Genomic DNA, 18,320 nt, shown 5'->3' with positions numbered 1-18,320 from the left:
ATGCCAGCTTACGATGCCGCGCATTACTCTATACATTGTGAGGTTAACGGAGAGCGCCGGACGATTCGGGTCAGGGCAGCGGAAGTGCTTCTGCACGTTCTTCGGGCACAGCTCGGACTGACAGGCGCCAAACCTGGCTGCAACAACGGCGATTGCGGCGCGTGTACGATTTTGGTTAACGGGCTGCCCGTAAAATCATGCCTGATGCTCGCCGTGGAAGCCAATGGACAGCGGGTCACGACGATCGAAGGTTTGGACCGTACGCCGGTACAGCAAGCTTTTGCACAAAAACAGGCGTTCCAATGCGGATACTGCACATCCGGCTTTATCATGAATTGTCACGGCTTGTTGAACGCCCATCCGAATGCCGATGAACGATCGATTCAGCTATGGCTCGAATCCAACATTTGCAGGTGTACGTCGTATGAAGAAATCCATGAAGTGGTAAAAACGATCTTTACTCTGCATAACAATGCGAATATGTCATCGCCCGGGCGTTGAGGAGGGGGAAGCGTGGAGGATATTCATCGACTACTAGAAACGATTCAACGTGCCGATGGGCCAAGCGTGCTGGCAACGATTACGCATGTGGAAGGGAGTGCATACCGCAAAGAAGGGGCCTCGATGCTGTTTCTCGAAGACGGGTCGCAAATAGGGGTGCTAAGCGCCGGCTGTTTGGAAGCGGATCTCGCGGCCCGCGTGCCGGAAATATTGGAGAGGGGCGCTTCCTGCGAAGTTGTTTTCGATATGCAAGCATCAACGGCTCCGCTCTCCTGGGGGGAGGACTCCGGGTGCGGGGGCGTCGTTCATGTCATGATGGAACCGGTTGATGACGCGTTAAAGTCGCATTTACGAACATTGAAGGCTTGTTTGGACCAGCGAACCGAAGTCGTGCATTTCAAAAAAATAGGCTTGGATCGGTCCGTTTCCGAATACGGCTTCTTAACTGAAAAGCAGTATCGCTTCGGCGAATGGGGCGGAGACCTTCCTCAATCGCTGCTCGATTGGATGCATTGCGGCGAGGCGCGAAGAAGCGGCATGAACTATGTCTCTTCGATGCAATCCGAAGTGTACGTTCATACCTTCTATCCAAAGCCTCGTTTGTTTATTTTTGGCGCGGGACCGGATGCCCGTCCGTTAGCTGCGTTTGCGGCCGCTACTGGATTTTCCGTCATCGTGGCCGATTGGCGGGCGGCCTTATGCGACCGGCACTATTTTCCCGATGCAGAAGCGATCATCGCCGGATTTCCGGAGGAAGTCATGGAGCAGCTGCCCTGTACGCCTTACGACTGCGCCATCGTAATGACGCATCATTTTGGCCGGGACCGGCAGCTCGTTCGCCTGCTTTCGGACCGGGGGCTTTGGTACCTTGGCATACTGGGATCGAGAAAACGCGCCGAACGGCTGCTGCAGGGGGACATGGTGCCCGCCGAAGTTCATTCCCCTGTAGGCATGGCGATCGGCGCACAAGGGCCGGCAGAAATCGCGGTGAGCATTCTCGCCGATTTAATACGCACGTACCGGCAATTAAGAATGCGGGAGAATGTTGCTCATGAAGCCAAATAAGATAACGGGTATTTATTTGGCGGCGGGACGAAGTACGCGAATGGGTTCAAATAAGCTGAGGCTTCCTCTCGGGTCCATGAATGTGGGAAGCTATGGGCTTGCCGCCGCTGTACGCTCCATCCTGGATCATGTGCTCGTTGTTTCGGGTAATGAAACCGCGGATTGGATTCACAGCGATTTATACCGCGATCCGGTCCAGCGAAAATGGTCCGTAATCAACTGCCCCGACGCTGATATGGGGCAAGCGCACTCGCTGCGGTGCGGTGTACAGGCTGCAATATCGTTGGAATCCAGCGCCGTGATGATCTTGCTGGCGGATCAGCCGCTCATTTCTGCAGCAATGATCGATGAGCTGCTCATTCATTATCAAAAGGAACGGTCGGCGAACAGCGGCACGGCTTACGCCGCTTCGCGCTATAACGGACTTGCGAGGCCGCCGGTTATATTCGATAGGCGCATATTTCCGGATCTGTTGCACTTGCAAGGCGATCAAGGAGCCCGATCGATGATCCGAAATGAAACGGCGGGCACCTACGTCGACTTCGCCGACACTGATTTATTCACGGATGTGGATACGGAGGATGACTACGCATTGTTGCTGGAAAAAACGGGATTTTTGAAATCTTGAATGATTTGTTCGGCATTCATATACAAAGCAAGCGGGTATTGTTCTTTATCCATTGGATGAGGCGCTTTGATTTGCAAACCAACGGCATGCGGATCGTAGGCGGACGTTTTCGGAGCCTCCAGCAGCCCTCTCCACTCTTTTACATAGGCTGCCAGGTTGTTCAAATGACCGGTCCAAACGCGTTGATCCTCATGCGTAAACAAGCTGCTCTCGGACCATTTCGTAAATACGCGTATCATGTCCGATAAGTTGGCAAACCCTTGCCGAAGCAGCTCTAATTTGTGATTCAGATCATGCAGTGTATGACGTTTCTTGTGGGCGAGCGGATTGTAATTCAAGCTTTGACCCGCTTTCTCCAGCTCCGTCGTCGTCTTGTGCAGCTCCTGGAATAACGTTTGCAGCTGCGTCGTCATCAATCGGGCTTCGTTCGAGGAGCATCCGCCTTTTACCCATTGTGCAGTGCGATAGAAATGATCCGTTAAATGATCCGCGAACTGGCTCATCTTTTTTTTCGCTTGCTGGACGGAATCGGGTGGGAAAATGAACAATTGGAATAGGACGGCAACGAACGCTCCGGTGATCGTATCGCGAATGCGATCAAACGGGTAGCTTGGCATTTTGCTTTGAAAATACATGACGAGCAAAATGCTTAGCGCAACCTGGATCATGACCGCATGATCCCATTTCATCCATGCGACGATCACGGCGCTGGCAAAAAGCAGCAGTCCGATGCTCCAGCCGCTTAAGCCGACATAGGGAGCGATCGAAGCCGTGAACAGGACGCCTGCTATGGTGCCCAGGATGCGCTGCCATGCGAATTGCACGGATTTTCCGACCGTTGCTTGAATGGACAGGATGACCGTAAGCGGAGATAAATAAGGATGTTTCGATCCGGCAAATTCGGCAATTTCCCAAGCGAATGCGGAAGCGACCGGGATTTTCCAAACAACGGCGTGCGTAGCGATGAAATCTACGATTTTGCTTTTCAATACGCTGTAACTCCTTCTGTCCGCGACTCTCGCATGAGCCATCATTTTCTTGCATTGTTTTCCAGATATTATGTTAAAGATCAATATGAACTATTATTCCCACACTTTTCAATAAAAATTTTCAAGAGCTGTCTTTTAACCAATATGGGCATTCGCACATATGGTATGAAGAAAAGATACTTTGGGAAGGAGCTTCGGTATGTCCAACGCGTTTGTTGCACGTTCATTAGATGAAACGAGATTTTGGTCGCGCATTATGAAGGAGCATTCGCTCTTCCTTAGACTTGGTTTTCGCTGTGAGGATACCCGACTGATCAATGAAGCCAATCAATTTTATGCCATATTCGAATCGATCGAGAATAAGGCAAATTCATTTTCGATTGGTACGGACCCCCAGACGATCACAAGGTTTAACGAAGAAGTCCATAATGCGGTTTCACACATCTGGGTGTTTAAGAGAAAGGTGCTTGATTTGATACTGCGCTGCCAGCTTCCGGGGGCGAATAATTTTCCGTTGCTGGTCGATCATGTAAGCAGGGAAGCCAATTATTTCAGAAACCGGTTGGCGGAATTAAATACGGGGAGATTGGAGCCGCTGCCAGACGCCATCATCGACGAAAACATATTTTTTCTAAGAATCATGGCTGATCACGCCAAGTTTATTAGTCATCTGCTTGATCCTTCCGAACGAAAGCTGGTTGATCAAGCGAATCATTTCAGTAACGAGTTCGACCAATTGATATTTCAAGCAAGAGATTTAGATTCCATGCGTCCGCAATCGCAAACTGCACCACTTCTGGACCAGTTTCTTGACCAGAACCGTGTTTCTGTCAAATCATTGCGAGATTTCAAAAAAACAGCGCGAGAATTAATCGAAGCTTGCCGCGTGAAAAGCATTATTCATCCTTTGCTAGCTGACCATGTTTTTCGTGAAGCTGAAAGATTTTTACACATTATCGATATGTTTGAAAACAGTTTGTCAGGGAAGCCTCTGCCTCCTCCTCAAAGCATGGTTATCAGCGATCATTCATAGCGGCTGATACCCCGTCTCGAGCCGGCAAAGATATTGCAATAAATCAGCAGCAGACTGAGGTTATCACGCCTCGGGCTGCTGCTTCATTTTTAGGTTTATCCGCCTTCTTTTCGAGCAGAAGCAGACAAGACTGCCGCTGTAATGGTCATGGGATAAGACAGAATATTTTTAACATTATGTCATTTTCGTACAGGAATTTTATGGTTCTTGTAGAATCTTATCGTACGTGGAATCAACGGCCGATTATATTTGGTGCAGCAGACTCGGCCCACTTGCATTCCCGGATTTGCAAACAAACCATTTTTGGGAGGTGTCGCATGAAGGTAAGAGTAGCCGTTTTATTCGTATTGCTCCTGTCATTGACAGGTACGGGGTCGCTGTTCGCAGCTGACCAACCGGCAACGGGCGGCAAGGTGACGGTTCAAGTGGACGGGAGGGAAATCGTATTTCCGGACGCCCAGCCTTACTCGGTCACCGCCAGCGTATACGTCCCCGTCCGGATCGCCGCCGAAAACATGGGGATTCCCGTCTTTTGGGATGCGAAATCGACAGCGGTTCGTATCGGGGAAGGAGATGCCGCGTTCACGTTTAAGCCGGAAGCATCTGCGAGCGGCGGCAAGCCGTTTCTGAAGGATGGCCGGGTCTATGTCGATCTTGCCTTTATCCAGGACAAGCTGGGGGCCGGCGCGGTATGGAATAAGGAGAAGATGAATGTTACCGTTACGACCAAGACGAATGTGCTGAAGGGCGTTCAGCTGTTCAAGCAATCGATGGTCAAGCTTACCGGAAAACAGATCATTTATGTCGATCCTTACAAGGTGGACGGCGAGCCGAAGGATGGCGACATTATTTTTATCACACATACGCACGGTGATCATTTTAGCTTAAATGAAATCCGCAAAGTTGCCAAAGCCGATGCAACCATCGTATTCCCGGCCAATGAGCTGGACAAAGTGGCTGATGCCGGATTCGGCAAAGTCGTCGGCGCTGTTCCAAACGAAGAGGGAACCGTAAATGATATTTCTTATAAAACGGTACCGGCGTACAATACGAAAACGAGCAATCATCCGAAAGATCGCCAGTGGGTAGGTTACATTATTACAGTGAACGGAGCGTCGTACTATATGGCCGGCGATACGGATCTGATTCCGGAGATGGAAGACATCGACGCAGACGTTGCCTTCCTTCCGATGGGCGGTACGTTTACGATGGCTTATGAAGAAGCGGCCAAAGCAGCCAATCTGATTCGTCCGCGCATCGTCATTCCGTATCATTATGCAGATGTCGTCGGCACGCGCGACGATGCACTGAAGTTCATCGATTTGATTGAACCCGGCATTACCGCCATATTGATGAAAGAGTAGCGCGGCCGATCACGCTCATTGCAACTAATCGAGCGAACAGGAGGAAGCTGAAATGCGATATAGGAGTTTGGGCACTAGCGGTTTGCAGGTTTCGGTTCTTGGATTAGGTACGAATGCGTTCGGCGGGCGCGCGGACAAAGAGACGTCGATCCGCGTTCTGCATCATGCCGCGGCGAGTGGAATTAACTTCATTGATACCGCGAATATATACACCGGAACGAAGTCCGAAGAAATTATTGGCGAAGCGTTCGAAGGGCGTCGCCAAGATATCATTCTGGCAACGAAGGTGGGGATGAAACGGGGGCAAGGACCGAACGAAAGCGGCTCCTCGCGTTACCATATCATCAAGGAGCTGGAAGGAAGTCTGCGCCGTCTGCGTACCGACTACATCGATTTGTACCAGATTCACGCTTTCGATGCAAAGACACCGCTGGAAGAGACGCTTCGCGCGCTGGACGATTTGGTCAGTTCCGGTAAGGTACGATATATCGGCGCATCCAACTATTCGGCATGGCAAATGATGAAGGCACTTGCGATCAGCAAGAGCGAAGGATTGAATCCGTATGTCACCGTGCAACCGGGCTATTCGCTTGTCGATCGCGGAGTCGAAAGGGAGCTGGTGCCTTTCTGCGTGGATCAGGGAATCGGCATTATCCCATATTTTCCACTCGCGGGAGGCATCCTGACGGGCAAATATTCCGGGGGCTCCGTACCGAGCGGTTCGCAGCTCGAGAAAAATCCGAACTTTGCCCAGCGGATGGATGCCGAACGGATGGAGCTTGGCGACCGCGTTGTCCGGATTGCGGCGGAGATCGGTACGACGGCTACGGCGCTTTCGCTCGCATGGCTGATGCACAAGCCGGCCGTCTGCACGGTTATTGCCGGTGCGACCCGCGAATCGCAAATAGACGATAACCTGAAGGCGGTCGAGCTCGAACTGCCTGAGCATGTGTTGCAGGAACTAAACGACGCAAGCGAACAGTTTGTATACGCAAGACCGTTTGGCAGCGGCGGACGCCGATAAACGGTTGCAATGGAAGCCTGAGCGATCAGGCTTTTTTCTTTGCCGAAAATCCGTAAAGCTTGCTTGATCGCATGATCAAAAAATGAGCGCTATACGCTTAACGAACGAGCTATTGTTAACATCCCGATTGACAAAAAAACCGTCCGGACGGTATAGTGATTGAGGGTGATCTTTATGAATATCAATTCAAAGTATGATCGTGTCTTAACGGCCGCTTCCGACATCGTAAAAGAGCGCGGCGTCGAGAAGCTTACGCTTGAAGCGGTCGCCAAAGAAGCCGGCGTCAGCAAAGGCGGCTTGCTCTACCATTTTCCGAATAAGGAAGCTTTGCTTGAAGGGTTGGTCCAATATTTAACGAGTGATTTTGCATCCGACGTTCAACAACGTGTAGATAACGCAACTGCGGACAACGGGAAGTGGAGCCGCGCTTACATTGAACAAACGATCGAAGATATTAAGGAAGAGAGAGGGATCAGCGCGGCGCTTATTGTTGCGCTTTTCGCCAACCCGGATCTATTGAGTAATCTACAAGAGCAATATGCAGTCTGGCAAAAAAACTTCGAAAACGACGGCATGGATCCTGTGAACTCGACGATTGTCCGGCTGGTAGCCGACGGCATCTGGTTCTCGGAAGTGTTCGGTTTAGGGAAGCTGGACGTGGAATTACGTGAAAAAGTCGTTCGGAAATTGATCAATATGACCAAGTAGGGAGGCTGCGGCCTTTGAATTCATTTGTATTACTCGCGACCGCGATCGTTTGTGAGGTATTTGGCAGTTCGATGCTTAAGGTTTCGAACGGATTTAAGAAGTTGCTCCCATCTGTCGGTGTAATCGCAGGAATGGGTCTGGCTTTCTACTGCCTTTCCTTAGCGCTCACAACGATTCCTCTGGGTACCGCATACGCGATTTGGTCAGGTGCGGGAACGGCTTTAACGGCACTGGTCGGCGCGGTCGTTTATAAAGAAAAATTGAATGTAACAAAAATAACGGGTTTGACCCTCATCATTGGCGGCGTTTTTGTGATGAAGCTTACAGGCGCCTCACATTAATCCAAGACGGATCGGAGGTCGTATGTTGAAAGGTTATATTGCACTAGGCTTGGCCGTGATTTTCGAAATATTTGGTACGACCATGCTTAAAATGTCGGAAGGTTTTACAGATCCGTTTCCTTCCGTCGGCGCCATTGCAGGGTTTGGTTTGGCATTTTATTCCTTATCCGTTAGCCTCCGGACGGTGCCATTAAGTTTAGCTTATGCCATATGGTCAGGCGTAGGCACCGTCGTTACGGCGCTGATCGGCGTGGCGATTTGGGGAGAAGCATTCGGTGTCTTTACGCTGGCTGGCATCGTTGCCATTGTTGGAGGCGTAGTACTATTAAACGCCCCGGATCGTTCGGAAAAAGCATTCAAACGAAGGTTGAACGGGAAGTGATAATGAAACGAAGACGATGGAAAGGGGCGGCCGAGATGCTGCTCTTTTTTTGTATGCGTAGAAAGGGTACAGGGCATGGCTTGAAGAATTTTTATAAAAATATTCCTTACGATGTCCAAAAATGAAGACAACGCGCATCAAGCTGTATAGATGGGAAAGGAGGGTGCAATGCAGGAGCCGTTCTATGACAATAACGATGCAATTCGGCAGAAGACACTGGCGGATCGTGCGCGTTCAGGGGATTCGGGAGCGTTCAGCGAGCTGGTCTGCCTGCATCGGGCAAGAATTCTCGGAGTGGCGAAAAGGATCATTCACGATGCATCCGCCGCCGAAGATGTCGTGCAGGAAGCGTTGGTTCAAGCATTCCTGCATATGAACCGATTGGCCGATCCGGATCGCTTCACCCCGTGGTTGAACCGGATTGTGCGAAACCAGGCTTTGATGAAGCGCAGAAAAGACGTACGTTTGGCGCGGGAGTCGACGTTTACCAGCATGTCCGGCAAGCATGGCACAGAGGCCGATGCCGAAATGAATTGGGATGGACTCGACGATTTGTTGTACCGAATGACCCGTACCCGCAATCGGGATGAAATAGCCGCGCCAGAAGCCGAACTGATGCGGAAAGAGTTTTACGAAGCGTTGCGAAATATGCTCCATAGTCTCTCGCAACGGGAGAAAGAAATGTTCGAGGCGCATTTCTTCAGTCAGCTGAATCAGAAAGAAATCGCGGACTTGCTCGGGATGACGGAGGGCAGCGTCTACAAATCTTTATCCCGTCTGAAAAAGAAGGTAAGGGAAGAACGGGTTCGCCATGATTTGCGCCATCGGATTATCGATTCGGACGACGCGCGCGAACGCCTGGCGAAGATGATGCTGCCTTTCCGTGCCGGAGCCGATTCATGGCAGTCAGGCGGATGTTCGATAGCGGAGTGTATGCATCGGATTGTTCGCTTCGCTGGAAATACCGAAAGCGGCATTACCGATGTGATGGGGTGGACCGGGCTTGCGTTCCGACTCAATTTGGAGAGGGAACGAATCGACGTGTCCGGACCTTCCATGTATTTTTGGGAGCCGGTGTTCGAAGCGGGATTGAACCGTCTAGGCTGTAAAATGGAGCATATCGGCGACGGTGGCACCGAGCCTTCCGCCTACCTGCTAGGAGAGGCTGTCGCGATCGCCAGAAGGTCCATCGCAAGCGGCGTGCCGGCCATTGCATGGGATTTGAACGGGCCGGAATTCGGTCTGCTCCACGGCTATGATGACGACCAGATGCTATTTTCCGCAGCTGCGCCGGGCTCGGCAGCGATGACGCTGCCCTACGACAAGCTTGGGCGCGGCAAGGACGGCGGGCTGTTCGTTATGGCTTTGAGCAAGCGTGCCGATGTCCAAGAAGACGAGTTCCCAAGGCTTGTGGCGGATATGATCGCTCATGCCTACGGAGAGCGGACGTTTCCCGGTTACGTGACGGGACTGAACGGATACAACGCCTGGATGGATGCATTTCGGAACGGTACGGTGGATCCAATCGGCAATGCGTATTGCCTCAGACTGGCTTTGCATGCCCGGGAACATGCGGTTCGGTTTTTGCGAGGCCGCTGCCTCGCCTGGAAAGGCGACCTTTCGCGGCTCGCTTTCGATGCGGAAGGTCACTACTACGCAGCGGTACATGCACTAGCACAGCTTGTGGAAAAGTTTCCTTTTCCGGGCGGAGGAGATCCATTCGAGCGCACAACGAGGAATGAAACGGAGCGCTTGCTGCAGCAAGTCAAATATTGCGAGGAAGCGGGCATCGAGGCGCTTGACCGTCTGGCACGCTGCTACTCAACATGAGGAGGGGATTATTGGCTATGAGTCACTCAGAGCTAATGAAAGAACGGGAACAAGAAATTTCCATTCCGGTTTACAGCCGAGGAAAGCAGGTCGATACGCTGGTCGCCGTATCCGGCAGTCAGCCTGTACGAATAAAGGAAGGCATGCAGTTTACCGATTCGTTCGGCATTCACCCGGCACAGACGACAAGAGAGTATGGAACGCCGTTGACCGTTGAAGCAACGCTAATGACGGATAGCACGAACATAGTGCTGCAGTTTGCGAAAGGCGAAGTGATTTTGAACTGGGACCGCAGGGAGGATATGCTCCGCGTCCGTCATCCGGTTACCAAGCAGCCCTTTGACTTGCCGGGCAAAGGCGCTGTTCCTGCAGGACGTTGGCACCACCTCGAATGGATTATTGCGGAAGACGTTATGCGCGTATTAGTGAACGGCGAGGAACGGTTTGCGCTGCTTGGGAATTATCGGGGTTTGCAAGGTAAAATAGGCGTTCGGACCGGTTGGCGCGCCAATCTGTCGGTCGGCTCGTTGCATATCGAGCAGCATATTGGGGCGGAGGAACCGACGACAGGAACAGATTATCGCGCTGTCCCTCATCTCAGCTCATTCATAGGATGTATACTTGGCGCCATGAGTTATTGCAACCGATATGCGGAGGAGATCGAGCTGCTCGGAGGGATTGGCTATTGGTTTCGGCCGATCTTGCCGCAGGAGCCGCTCGATAACCGGTTTTCTGCCGAGGTCCAGGAGCTTCTCAAGCCGTTCGGTTTGGAAGTACGATACTTGGCTGCCTATGAAGAGACCGAACTTGATGTATTCCAATTCATTGAACAATCGTTGGAGGAACGGCAGGCGCTATTCGGTTATTTTGGCGAACAACGGGGTTACGCGGCAGTTATCGGAACGGAGAGCAACAGGCTGCGAAAGGCTTCTCCGGTTGGTGATATTGAGATGACGGATATGAAAGATGTCGTCGAATTGTTTGCCGTACGGCCAGATATAGAAGCGTTACCGCGTGAGAAAGTGATGACTGCGTTCCGATGGGCAGCGGAGCATGGGAAGAAGAGCATGAGCCACCTCGAATCGGCCTGGCTAGCAGCCCTTGAAACTACGGAAGCGGCCTCGTCGCAGCTTCAGGCCGCGGCCCTCGCCGATCGAAGGAGGCAGGCTGCATTGTATTTGCGCAACTGCCTGGAAGCCGTCGGTGGAACGACGCTTGCGGAGCAGCTGGAATCGGCGGCGCGATCCTACGAGCTGGCCGGCTCAACCTGGAGCACGGCTGCTGAGCTTCTGGCAGCCGATACGCCATCCGAAGCCGGCGGGTTTGTTTCCAAAGCCGTAGCGGCGGAGACGGAAGGCGCACGTGTTCTGGGTGGAACGGCAGCCGCCTTGGCCGGTAAAAAGCGGTTGGAGGGGCTGCGGTATTGGGGCTACAGCTGCATCTCGCAGCACAACACCTTTAAAGGGCTGGCTGACTATTACCGCATACCAGGTTCTGACGCATGGATTTTGGGAGCAAGCGGCCGGCCGTTCGCGTTCGCGGTGCATGAGCGGGTAAACGTTCACGATATTTGCTTGCCTATCCCGGAGCATCATTTCATTCGCTTGTTCGCTAACCTTGGACTCGCAATCCATGGGGTAGAAGGGGCAGGCAAGGATGAGGCTTACCGGCGAATGCTGGAATCCGCTTGGGATCAAGCACGCGCTGCAATCGACGATGGCTCGGCCTGCTTCGGCCGTTCGGTTGACTTTGACCGCGGCGAATACTCCATGATCGTCGGATACGATCAGGACGGGTATTATACGCACGGCTGGCACGGACCTTCCCGCAAATCCATCCCATGGAACATGTACGGACTCGGACAATGCCCGTGTCTGCAATGCACGACGCGGCGTACGGATTGGCGGACGGAAGGTCCCGTGAAGTCGGTATGCCTGTGCGATACATGTCAGAGAACCATTAAATACGGTCCCGCACTACAACCCCAGTCCGAGGGGGAAGTCCGGCTGTACTGGGCGAAGCTTTCAGACCCGGCAGATGACTGGACAATTGTCCGTGACGCATTGCAATTTGCGATAGCATACGTTGAGCCGGACGGTCCATGGGCGAGTCCCGAAATGCACACCGGGATACAAGCTTATGACCGGCTTATCCGTGCGCTTGAGAAAGGAACGATGGACGGCTGGTATATGGGGCTGCATGCGAACGGCTGGCAGGAATGCCGGAAGCTTGTTCTGGAATTTTTACGCGAGGCGAAACGCAGAGTTGGCGGCGGACCGCAGCTTATGGTTGCGTTCGATGCGGCGATCCGTGAAGCGGAACGGCTGCAGCGTTGCTTTGCGAAGCTATACGAGATGTTTCCTTGGATGCAGCCCTTTGGCCCGATTCCCGATACGGAAAGACGTTATGCCGGAGCAGAGCTGATGAGAGAAGCGCGCAAGCATGAAGCCGCTGCGATCCGGACATATCGCGAACTGCTGCAATGTCTGGATCAAGAGCACGTTGCCCGCACCATTTGAAAGGCGCAGGTGGCGGTCGGCAGTTCTCACCAGTGACAGCCGGTTCGGCAATTAATAAATGAATTGACAGCATAATTACAGGTTTATATAATCTTCGGCAAAGGGTGAAACCATGACGTACCTTGTTCCATTCCGGGATCAGGTACGTCATTTCATATGAATGCCGAATTTCAGCCAATGCGAGGGGAAATAATCGAGATCGGCATCGTAAAGCTGGAGTACATGGAAGGGAAATGTGTTAGCAGCAAAACGATTTTCTCCAATATGCTTCGTTAACGGAACCCGAAAATAGTCTAACGGTGAAAGGGAGAGTACTATGAATAACGCAAAGCTGATTGCCCAGTTCCGATACCTAACGCGAAATACGAAATGGGAACAAAAAGAGCGCATCGACCTGCAATTCAACAATCATCACCCGCAAGGTATGATTCGAATCGGTGATTTGTTTTATTTGTCTTCAGTTGAACTGATTGAACGCCCGGTGAGGTTCAATCGGTCTGAAGACCGATATGACCGTACGCCCGGACGCGGAATCGGCCACCTGTTCATTTTTGACAAACACGGACAGCTGGCTGGGGATATGGTTTTGGGGGAAGGGGACATGTACCATCCCGGAGGAATTGATTTCGATGGCCGGCATCTTTGGGTGTCTGTTGCGGAATACCGGCCGCATAGTCAGTCCATCGTTTATAAAGTCGATCCTGCCACCAGGAAAGCAGAACCATCGTTTCGAGTCGCCGATCATATCGGTGGAGTCGTACGCAACGGTCAAGAGGGAGAATTGATCGGGTATAGCTGGGGCTCGCGCAAGTTTTATAAGTGGAGCCCGGACGGACAACTGCTGCAAGAAAAAGAAAACCCGAGCCATTTCATCGATTATCAAGACGGTCGATACGTAGGCGAAGGGAAGATGATTGTGAGCGGCATCTCCGAACTGCCGGAATTTGGGGGCCGCGGATCCAAGCGGTTCGAGCTGGGGGGCCTAGCCTTAATTGACATCAATACGCTGGAGACGGTACACGAAGTCCCTGTCCTGGCGCAATCTCCTCAAGGCCATGTGATTACCCGCAATCCGGTATTTTTGGAAAGCGCCGGTCAAGGAATACGTCTTTATGCCGTACCGGATGATGATCACGGATCATTGCTTGTATATGAAACGAGCCTATAGAAATGAGATCCGCGCGAGTCTAACGAATGGACAATATTTTACTGTTCTTTCGTTATATTTTACGGTTGAACTTCACTTTTTCTGCGAATATGCTTGGTTTATCCTTACATATCGAATGCATGGGGTGAGCAGGTTGGAGCGTTACAAGGACTGCTATTATTCAATCGCAGAAAGCCGGCTGACGATCGGCAACGATGGCATCGAGAGAAGCTGGGAGCTGGCAGGCGGCATTTTGTACACGAAGTCGATATTACATAAACGCTCTAGCGACGAATGGATACGTCCGGATGCCAACTTACCGATGTTCCGGCTGCCCATTGAGCTCTCCGGTGAACAACCGCAAGTCGAAGTGACTAGTCGATTGGACGATGATGCGGGCATCGGGAAAGAACATATGATCGTATCGTTGGTGCTGACGTATGTGTCGCACAAAATCAGGATGGATACGAGAATTTATCCGGGAACGGCCATAATGCGGCATACGATTGGTGTGAAAACGGTTCGGGTGAACGTTCATGCAGCCGATCAAGGTAACGATACGGGAATGAACGGGGATCGTATCGAGGAACAATATCGCAAGACGGTGCATGATGGAAACCAAGCCGCTCCCGTTCAGTTGGATGCGAACAGCAAACCGAAGAATGCCCCGCCGGGAGATCACATCGACGCTTTGGCCATCGACGAAATGCATTGTTCATGGGTAGCGGTAGCGCTGCGCGATCGGACGGATACGAATAATAATGTCGTCAGCGAAGATAGCGGGCTGCTGTATCCGAACGAACGCAAATGGTTGGAGGGAAATTTGCTCCGCTTAAAGAAAACGATGAGTGACAGCGGACTTTTATGGTTAAAGGAGTCGCCGACCCGCTTCGGCCAATTGCATTACGGCGAAGGCGATTACCGCATGATGGGAAAGCAGCTGTATATGGCAGGGACCGGCTTACGCCCGGAAGAGCTGCGATCGGACGAATATGTTTACACTTACGGTTCCGTCGTCGGTCTCTTTCAAGGCGGCGACTATGACGCCTTCTCCTTGCTGCATCAATACCATCAGTGCTTGCGCGAGTGGAAATCAGATCGGGATTGCTTCATCATGAGCAATACTTGGGGAGACCGTTCCCGGGACGGTCGGGTCGGCGAAGCATTCGTACGGTCCGAGCTGCCGGTTGCAGCCGCTCTGGGCATTACGCATTACCAGATCGATGACGGCTGGCAGCAGGGGATCACGAGTAATTCCGTCGAGCCCGGCGGAACGTGGGGAGATTATTATTCCCGGGACGGGAACTTCTGGAGCGTACATCCGCAGCGGTTCCCGAACGGACTGGAGCCGGTCGTTGCCATGGCGGACGAATACGGCATACAGCTCGGTCTATGGTTCTCGCCGGACTCCAGTCAAGATGGTGCCCATTGGGAGCGGGATGCGGACCAATTGCTGGACCTCTATCGTCGCTACGGCATATGCTATTTCAAATTGGACGGGATCGAGATTCGAAGCAAGCGGGGAGAGCGGAACCTGCTGAACATGATGAGAAAAGTCGTTCGCGAAACGTCTGGCGCCGTTTATTTTAACCAAGATACGACATCAGGTATGAGGCTCGGTTACTACGGACAAACGCAATATGGCGGGCTGTTTCTCGAGAACCGGTATACCGATTGGACGAATTACTACCCTCATTGGACTCTGCGAAACTTTTGGATGCTGAGCAAATACGTGCCCGCCCAAAAGCTGCAGATCGAATTTCTTAACGTCGAGCGGAATACCGAACGTTACAAGGATGATCCGTTAGCTCCGTCCCGGTGCGGGATCGCATATGCGTTTGCGGTCACGATGTTCGCCAACCCGCTGGCGTGGATGGAAGTTACCGGACTGAACGAAGCGAATCGGCAACTGCTAAGCGCTCACATCCGAGCGTACAGGAACGTGCAGGCACATTTACATTCAGGCCACATCGTTCCGATCGGAGAAGAGCCTTCCGGTACAAGCTGGACGGGGTTCCAATCGATTGTGAACGATAAGGAAGGATACGTACTCGTTTTAAGGGAATGGAACGGGAGGGAAGAGGGGAGATTCAAGCTGCGGAACGTCTCGGCGACGCGATTGGAGATGCAATGTATCATCAGCTCGCAGCACATGGAAGCTTCTTTCGCTGCGGAAGGCGAAGTCCTCGAACACGAGAAGGACCGCATCATGTCCATCGACGGAAGCCACGGTGATATCGCCTGTAAGTTGAACCAACCGTTCGCTTTCGCTCTTTATCATTATTCGATTGCCGACGCTTAATTGGCCTTGGCTATACGACGACGAAAAGTTAGGGACTTTTCCGCAATGAGCGGAGAGTCCCTTTTAGCTCATAATGTGCAAATAATCGGCGGACAAATCGGACTTCCTCTCGCGAAATTCCGTCGGAGTAATGCCTACCAGTTGATGGAACACCTTTCCGAAATAACTCGCATTGTCAAAGCCCGTCTTCATCGCAATTTGCGATATCGGAATGTCGGTATGCTGCAAAAGCCGAACGGCCTCCTCGACCCTTAATTTACGCAAATAATCGATAGGCGTGGTGCCCGTGAACTTGCGAAACGTTTTGCATAAATAATGCTTGGACAGCTTAGCTGCATTTGCAATTTGATCCAGCGACATCGGTTCCCCATAGTGACCCTCGATGAATTTTTTCGCCAGACGCACAGGCTCCGGCAAATCGCTGGATTGATGCTTCTCGCCTTCGGACAGCCGCAGCAGCGTAAGGAGCCATTCATGTACGCGGATCGACATATCGTATTTGGAATCGGCGAATTTCTTGGCTGCGACATCGTTCAGCAGCTTTTGCAATAGCAGGATCGAATCCGAATCCGGTTTGATGGCTGCCACCGGGCCGAACGTTTGCACGAAATGCTGCCAATAATGGGAGCTTCCCTGGATGTTTAATTTAATCCATATGAATTCCCACGGCGCGTTAACCGAAGGATCGTAGTAATAGCGATGCGCGCTTGGAATCGTGACAAAAAAGCCGTGATAACGAGGCACCTTGTACGTCGTATTCCCCAGCTCCAGTCTGCCCTCGCCGGACAATGTATATTGGAACAGCAGTCCGTGACCGTCCCGATCGAGCCCGTCAAAGCTGTACCCCGCATTTTGCGTCGATTCCCGGCCAATCGTCTCAATGAGATGCAAATACCGGCGCGCCCCTTCGGAATAGCGAAATCCGTAGCTATGATGCACAATATTTTACCATCCTTTTGCTATATATTACTGTTGAAATGAGCGAAATGTGGAAGTATGATTTGCCTATCCAATATATGCCACAACAATATTATAACAGTGGAAGGGGCGCGAGAACAGATGATCCGTAAAAACGAGTATATTGATAACGCTTACAAAGGAATGCCGAAACCGAAGATGCAGCCGAGAAATAGGCTTCCCGTTTCCTTATTTCTGATAGGCGCGATCGCGTTATTGAGCTCCTGCAGCAGCGCCAATCCCACAGACGCGAGCCGGACTACCGTCAGCGATGAACCGGTTCATCTTACGTTTTATGCCAGACAGACCATTTCTGAAGAGGATTTCAAACTCATTTTTACGGAACCATTGAAGAAGCGTTACCCGCATTTGACGTTGGAAAAAATCGACGCGGCCAAAAGCAAAATCGAGGATCTGATTGCTGCCGGACAAACCCCGGACATTATATTTACTTATGGAGCCGATTTGAAAAGCCTGGAGCCGCTTCATTTTTTATCCGATCAGACGCCGTTCATCAAGCAGCAAAATATCGATATCAATCGGTTCGATCCGGTCGTGGTGAGCGCAGCAAAGGACGAAAAGGGACTCTATGCCCTGCCGCTCGCCGTACAATTCAATGCATTGTATTACAATAAAGACATCTTCGATAAGTTCGGGGTTCCTTACCCGAAGGACGGCATGACCTGGGACGATACGATCGAGCTGGCCAAAAAAGTGACAAAGATGCAGGACGGCGTCCAATACCGCGGGTTGGACCCCGAAAGCTTGAACCGGATGTCGTTCTCCAAGTCGCTTACGTATTTGGATGCCAAAACGGAAAAGGCGGCGATTGGCAGTGCGGAATGGAGAAAAATGTTCGAAATGATGTATGCGATCTACAATATCCCGGGCAACAAACCGCAGGATTTGAAAAAGTCCACCAGTGTGTCGGCGTCGCTTGACGCTTTCGCCAAAGAAAAAGTGGTAGCGATGTGGCCATCCGTCAATGTGCTTACGAATCTGATCGAAGCTGAGAAGCAGGGGGTGAACTGGGATATGGTTCAGTACCCGAGTTATAAAGAATCGCCAAACGTATATGGAACCGTCGATGCGCATTTCATGCTTGTGACGTCGACCAGCAAACATCAAGCGGAAGCGATGAAGGTGATCGCCCTCGCGACGTCCGACGAAGTCCAGACGATCAGCGCCAAACAAACGGGGCGATTTACGCCGCTTGCCAGCGATCAAGTAAAAAAACAATTTATGGCCGGCAATCCGGGCTTGAACGGAAAACATATGGATGCCATCTTCAAGAGCAAGACCGCGCCGCCGCAGCAATTTACGAAATACGAGGGCGGAGCGAGAAATTTTGCGTACAATGCGCTGGTCGATTACGTGGAAGGCAAAGTCGATTTGAATACGATGATCCGAAACACGGAGGAAGCGATCAATCAATATGTCGTTACGCAAAAAGCAGGCGAGAAGAAATGAGCGGCCTTCAAGCATAATGTGGTACAATGCAGTAAAACGCGTACAGCATTCCAGGAAGGA

General features: G+C 51.7%; 16 protein-coding genes. 14 read left to right on the top strand and 2 right to left on the bottom strand.

Features of this window, described 5'->3' with window-relative positions:
* The 3 genes from ACFQI7_RS01335 to ACFQI7_RS01325 are packed head-to-tail and all read left to right on the top strand — an operon-like array spanning position 1 to position 2,194.
* On the top strand, positions 1–501 hold the full coding sequence (locus ACFQI7_RS01335; protein ID WP_218096604.1) for a (2Fe-2S)-binding protein: 501 nt from the start codon (positions 1–3) through the stop codon (positions 499–501).
* A gap of 12 nt (positions 502–513) precedes the next feature.
* The gene (locus ACFQI7_RS01330) at positions 514–1,566 is read left to right on the top strand and encodes an XdhC family protein (RefSeq protein WP_218096603.1); all 1,053 of its coding nucleotides are present in this window, start codon (positions 514–516) and stop codon (positions 1,564–1,566) included.
* Positions 1,553–2,194 carry a nucleotidyltransferase family protein gene (locus ACFQI7_RS01325; protein ID WP_218096602.1) on the top strand — a complete coding sequence of 214 codons (642 nt, stop codon included), beginning with the start codon at positions 1,553–1,555 and terminating at the stop codon, positions 2,192–2,194. Before ACFQI7_RS01330 ends, ACFQI7_RS01325 begins: the two co-directional genes overlap by 14 nt.
* On the opposite strand, the gene ACFQI7_RS01320 is transcribed toward ACFQI7_RS01325, so the two are convergent.
* The gene (locus tag ACFQI7_RS01320; protein WP_230414577.1) at positions 2,152–3,183 is read right to left on the bottom strand and encodes an FUSC family protein; all 1,032 of its coding nucleotides are present in this window, start codon (positions 3,181–3,183) and stop codon (positions 2,152–2,154) included. The two genes, ACFQI7_RS01325 and ACFQI7_RS01320, sit on opposite strands and share 43 nt — an antisense overlap.
* A 199-nt stretch (positions 3,184–3,382) precedes the next feature.
* Between ACFQI7_RS01320 and ACFQI7_RS01315 the strand changes: the two genes are divergently transcribed.
* From ACFQI7_RS01315 to ACFQI7_RS01270, 10 genes are all read left to right on the top strand, one after another.
* Positions 3,383–4,216 carry a DUF2935 domain-containing protein gene (locus ACFQI7_RS01315; protein WP_218096600.1) on the top strand — a complete coding sequence of 278 codons (834 nt, stop codon included), beginning with the start codon at positions 3,383–3,385 and terminating at the stop codon, positions 4,214–4,216.
* Between the two features lie 317 nt (positions 4,217–4,533).
* A complete protein-coding gene (locus ACFQI7_RS01310; RefSeq protein ID WP_218096599.1) occupies positions 4,534–5,580 on the top strand; it encodes an MBL fold metallo-hydrolase in 1,047 nt (348 codons plus the stop codon).
* 52 nt (positions 5,581–5,632) lie between these two features.
* Positions 5,633–6,604, top strand: a complete 972-nt coding sequence (locus tag ACFQI7_RS01305) for an aldo/keto reductase (protein WP_218096598.1) — start codon at positions 5,633–5,635, stop codon at positions 6,602–6,604.
* A gap of 174 nt (positions 6,605–6,778) precedes the next feature.
* The gene (locus ACFQI7_RS01300) at positions 6,779–7,312 is read left to right on the top strand and encodes a TetR/AcrR family transcriptional regulator (RefSeq protein ID WP_218096597.1); all 534 of its coding nucleotides are present in this window, start codon (positions 6,779–6,781) and stop codon (positions 7,310–7,312) included.
* Positions 7,313–7,326: 14 nt separating this feature from the next.
* Positions 7,327–7,653 (top strand): DMT family transporter, encoded by a 327-nt coding sequence (locus ACFQI7_RS01295; RefSeq protein ID WP_218096596.1) that lies wholly within the window; start codon positions 7,327–7,329, stop codon positions 7,651–7,653.
* A 25-nt stretch (positions 7,654–7,678) separates the two neighbouring features.
* Positions 7,679–8,035: a DMT family transporter gene (locus ACFQI7_RS01290; RefSeq protein ID WP_329958198.1), complete on the top strand. Its 357-nt coding sequence runs from the start codon at positions 7,679–7,681 to the stop codon at positions 8,033–8,035.
* A 168-nt stretch (positions 8,036–8,203) separates the two neighbouring features.
* Positions 8,204–9,865 (top strand): RNA polymerase sigma factor, encoded by a 1,662-nt coding sequence (locus ACFQI7_RS01285; RefSeq protein ID WP_218096594.1) that lies wholly within the window; start codon positions 8,204–8,206, stop codon positions 9,863–9,865.
* Between the two features lie 17 nt (positions 9,866–9,882).
* On the top strand, positions 9,883–12,384 hold the full coding sequence (locus ACFQI7_RS01280) for a LamG domain-containing protein (protein WP_218096593.1): 2,502 nt from the start codon (positions 9,883–9,885) through the stop codon (positions 12,382–12,384).
* Positions 12,385–12,700: 316 nt separating this feature from the next.
* On the top strand, positions 12,701–13,552 hold the full coding sequence (locus ACFQI7_RS01275; protein ID WP_218096592.1) for a DUF6454 family protein: 852 nt from the start codon (positions 12,701–12,703) through the stop codon (positions 13,550–13,552).
* Positions 13,553–13,685: 133 nt separating this feature from the next.
* Positions 13,686–15,833 (top strand): alpha-galactosidase, encoded by a 2,148-nt coding sequence (locus ACFQI7_RS01270; RefSeq protein WP_218096591.1) that lies wholly within the window; start codon positions 13,686–13,688, stop codon positions 15,831–15,833.
* Positions 15,834–15,896: 63 nt separating this feature from the next.
* On the opposite strand, the gene ACFQI7_RS01265 is transcribed toward ACFQI7_RS01270, so the two are convergent.
* A complete protein-coding gene (locus ACFQI7_RS01265) occupies positions 15,897–16,772 on the bottom strand; it encodes an AraC family transcriptional regulator (RefSeq protein ID WP_218096590.1) in 876 nt (291 codons plus the stop codon).
* A gap of 120 nt (positions 16,773–16,892) precedes the next feature.
* Here ACFQI7_RS01265 and ACFQI7_RS01260 point away from each other — a divergent pair, with 120 nt between their 5' ends.
* A complete protein-coding gene (locus ACFQI7_RS01260; RefSeq protein ID WP_218096589.1) occupies positions 16,893–18,260 on the top strand; it encodes an ABC transporter substrate-binding protein in 1,368 nt (455 codons plus the stop codon).
* Positions 18,261–18,320 lie beyond the last annotated feature (60 nt).

It is taken from the genome of Paenibacillus allorhizosphaerae (assembly GCF_042659105.1).
Taxonomy (GTDB): Bacteria; Bacillota; Bacilli; order Paenibacillales; family NBRC-103111; genus Paenibacillus_G; species Paenibacillus_G allorhizosphaerae.
This window is presented reverse-complemented; position numbering and strand designations above follow the sequence as displayed.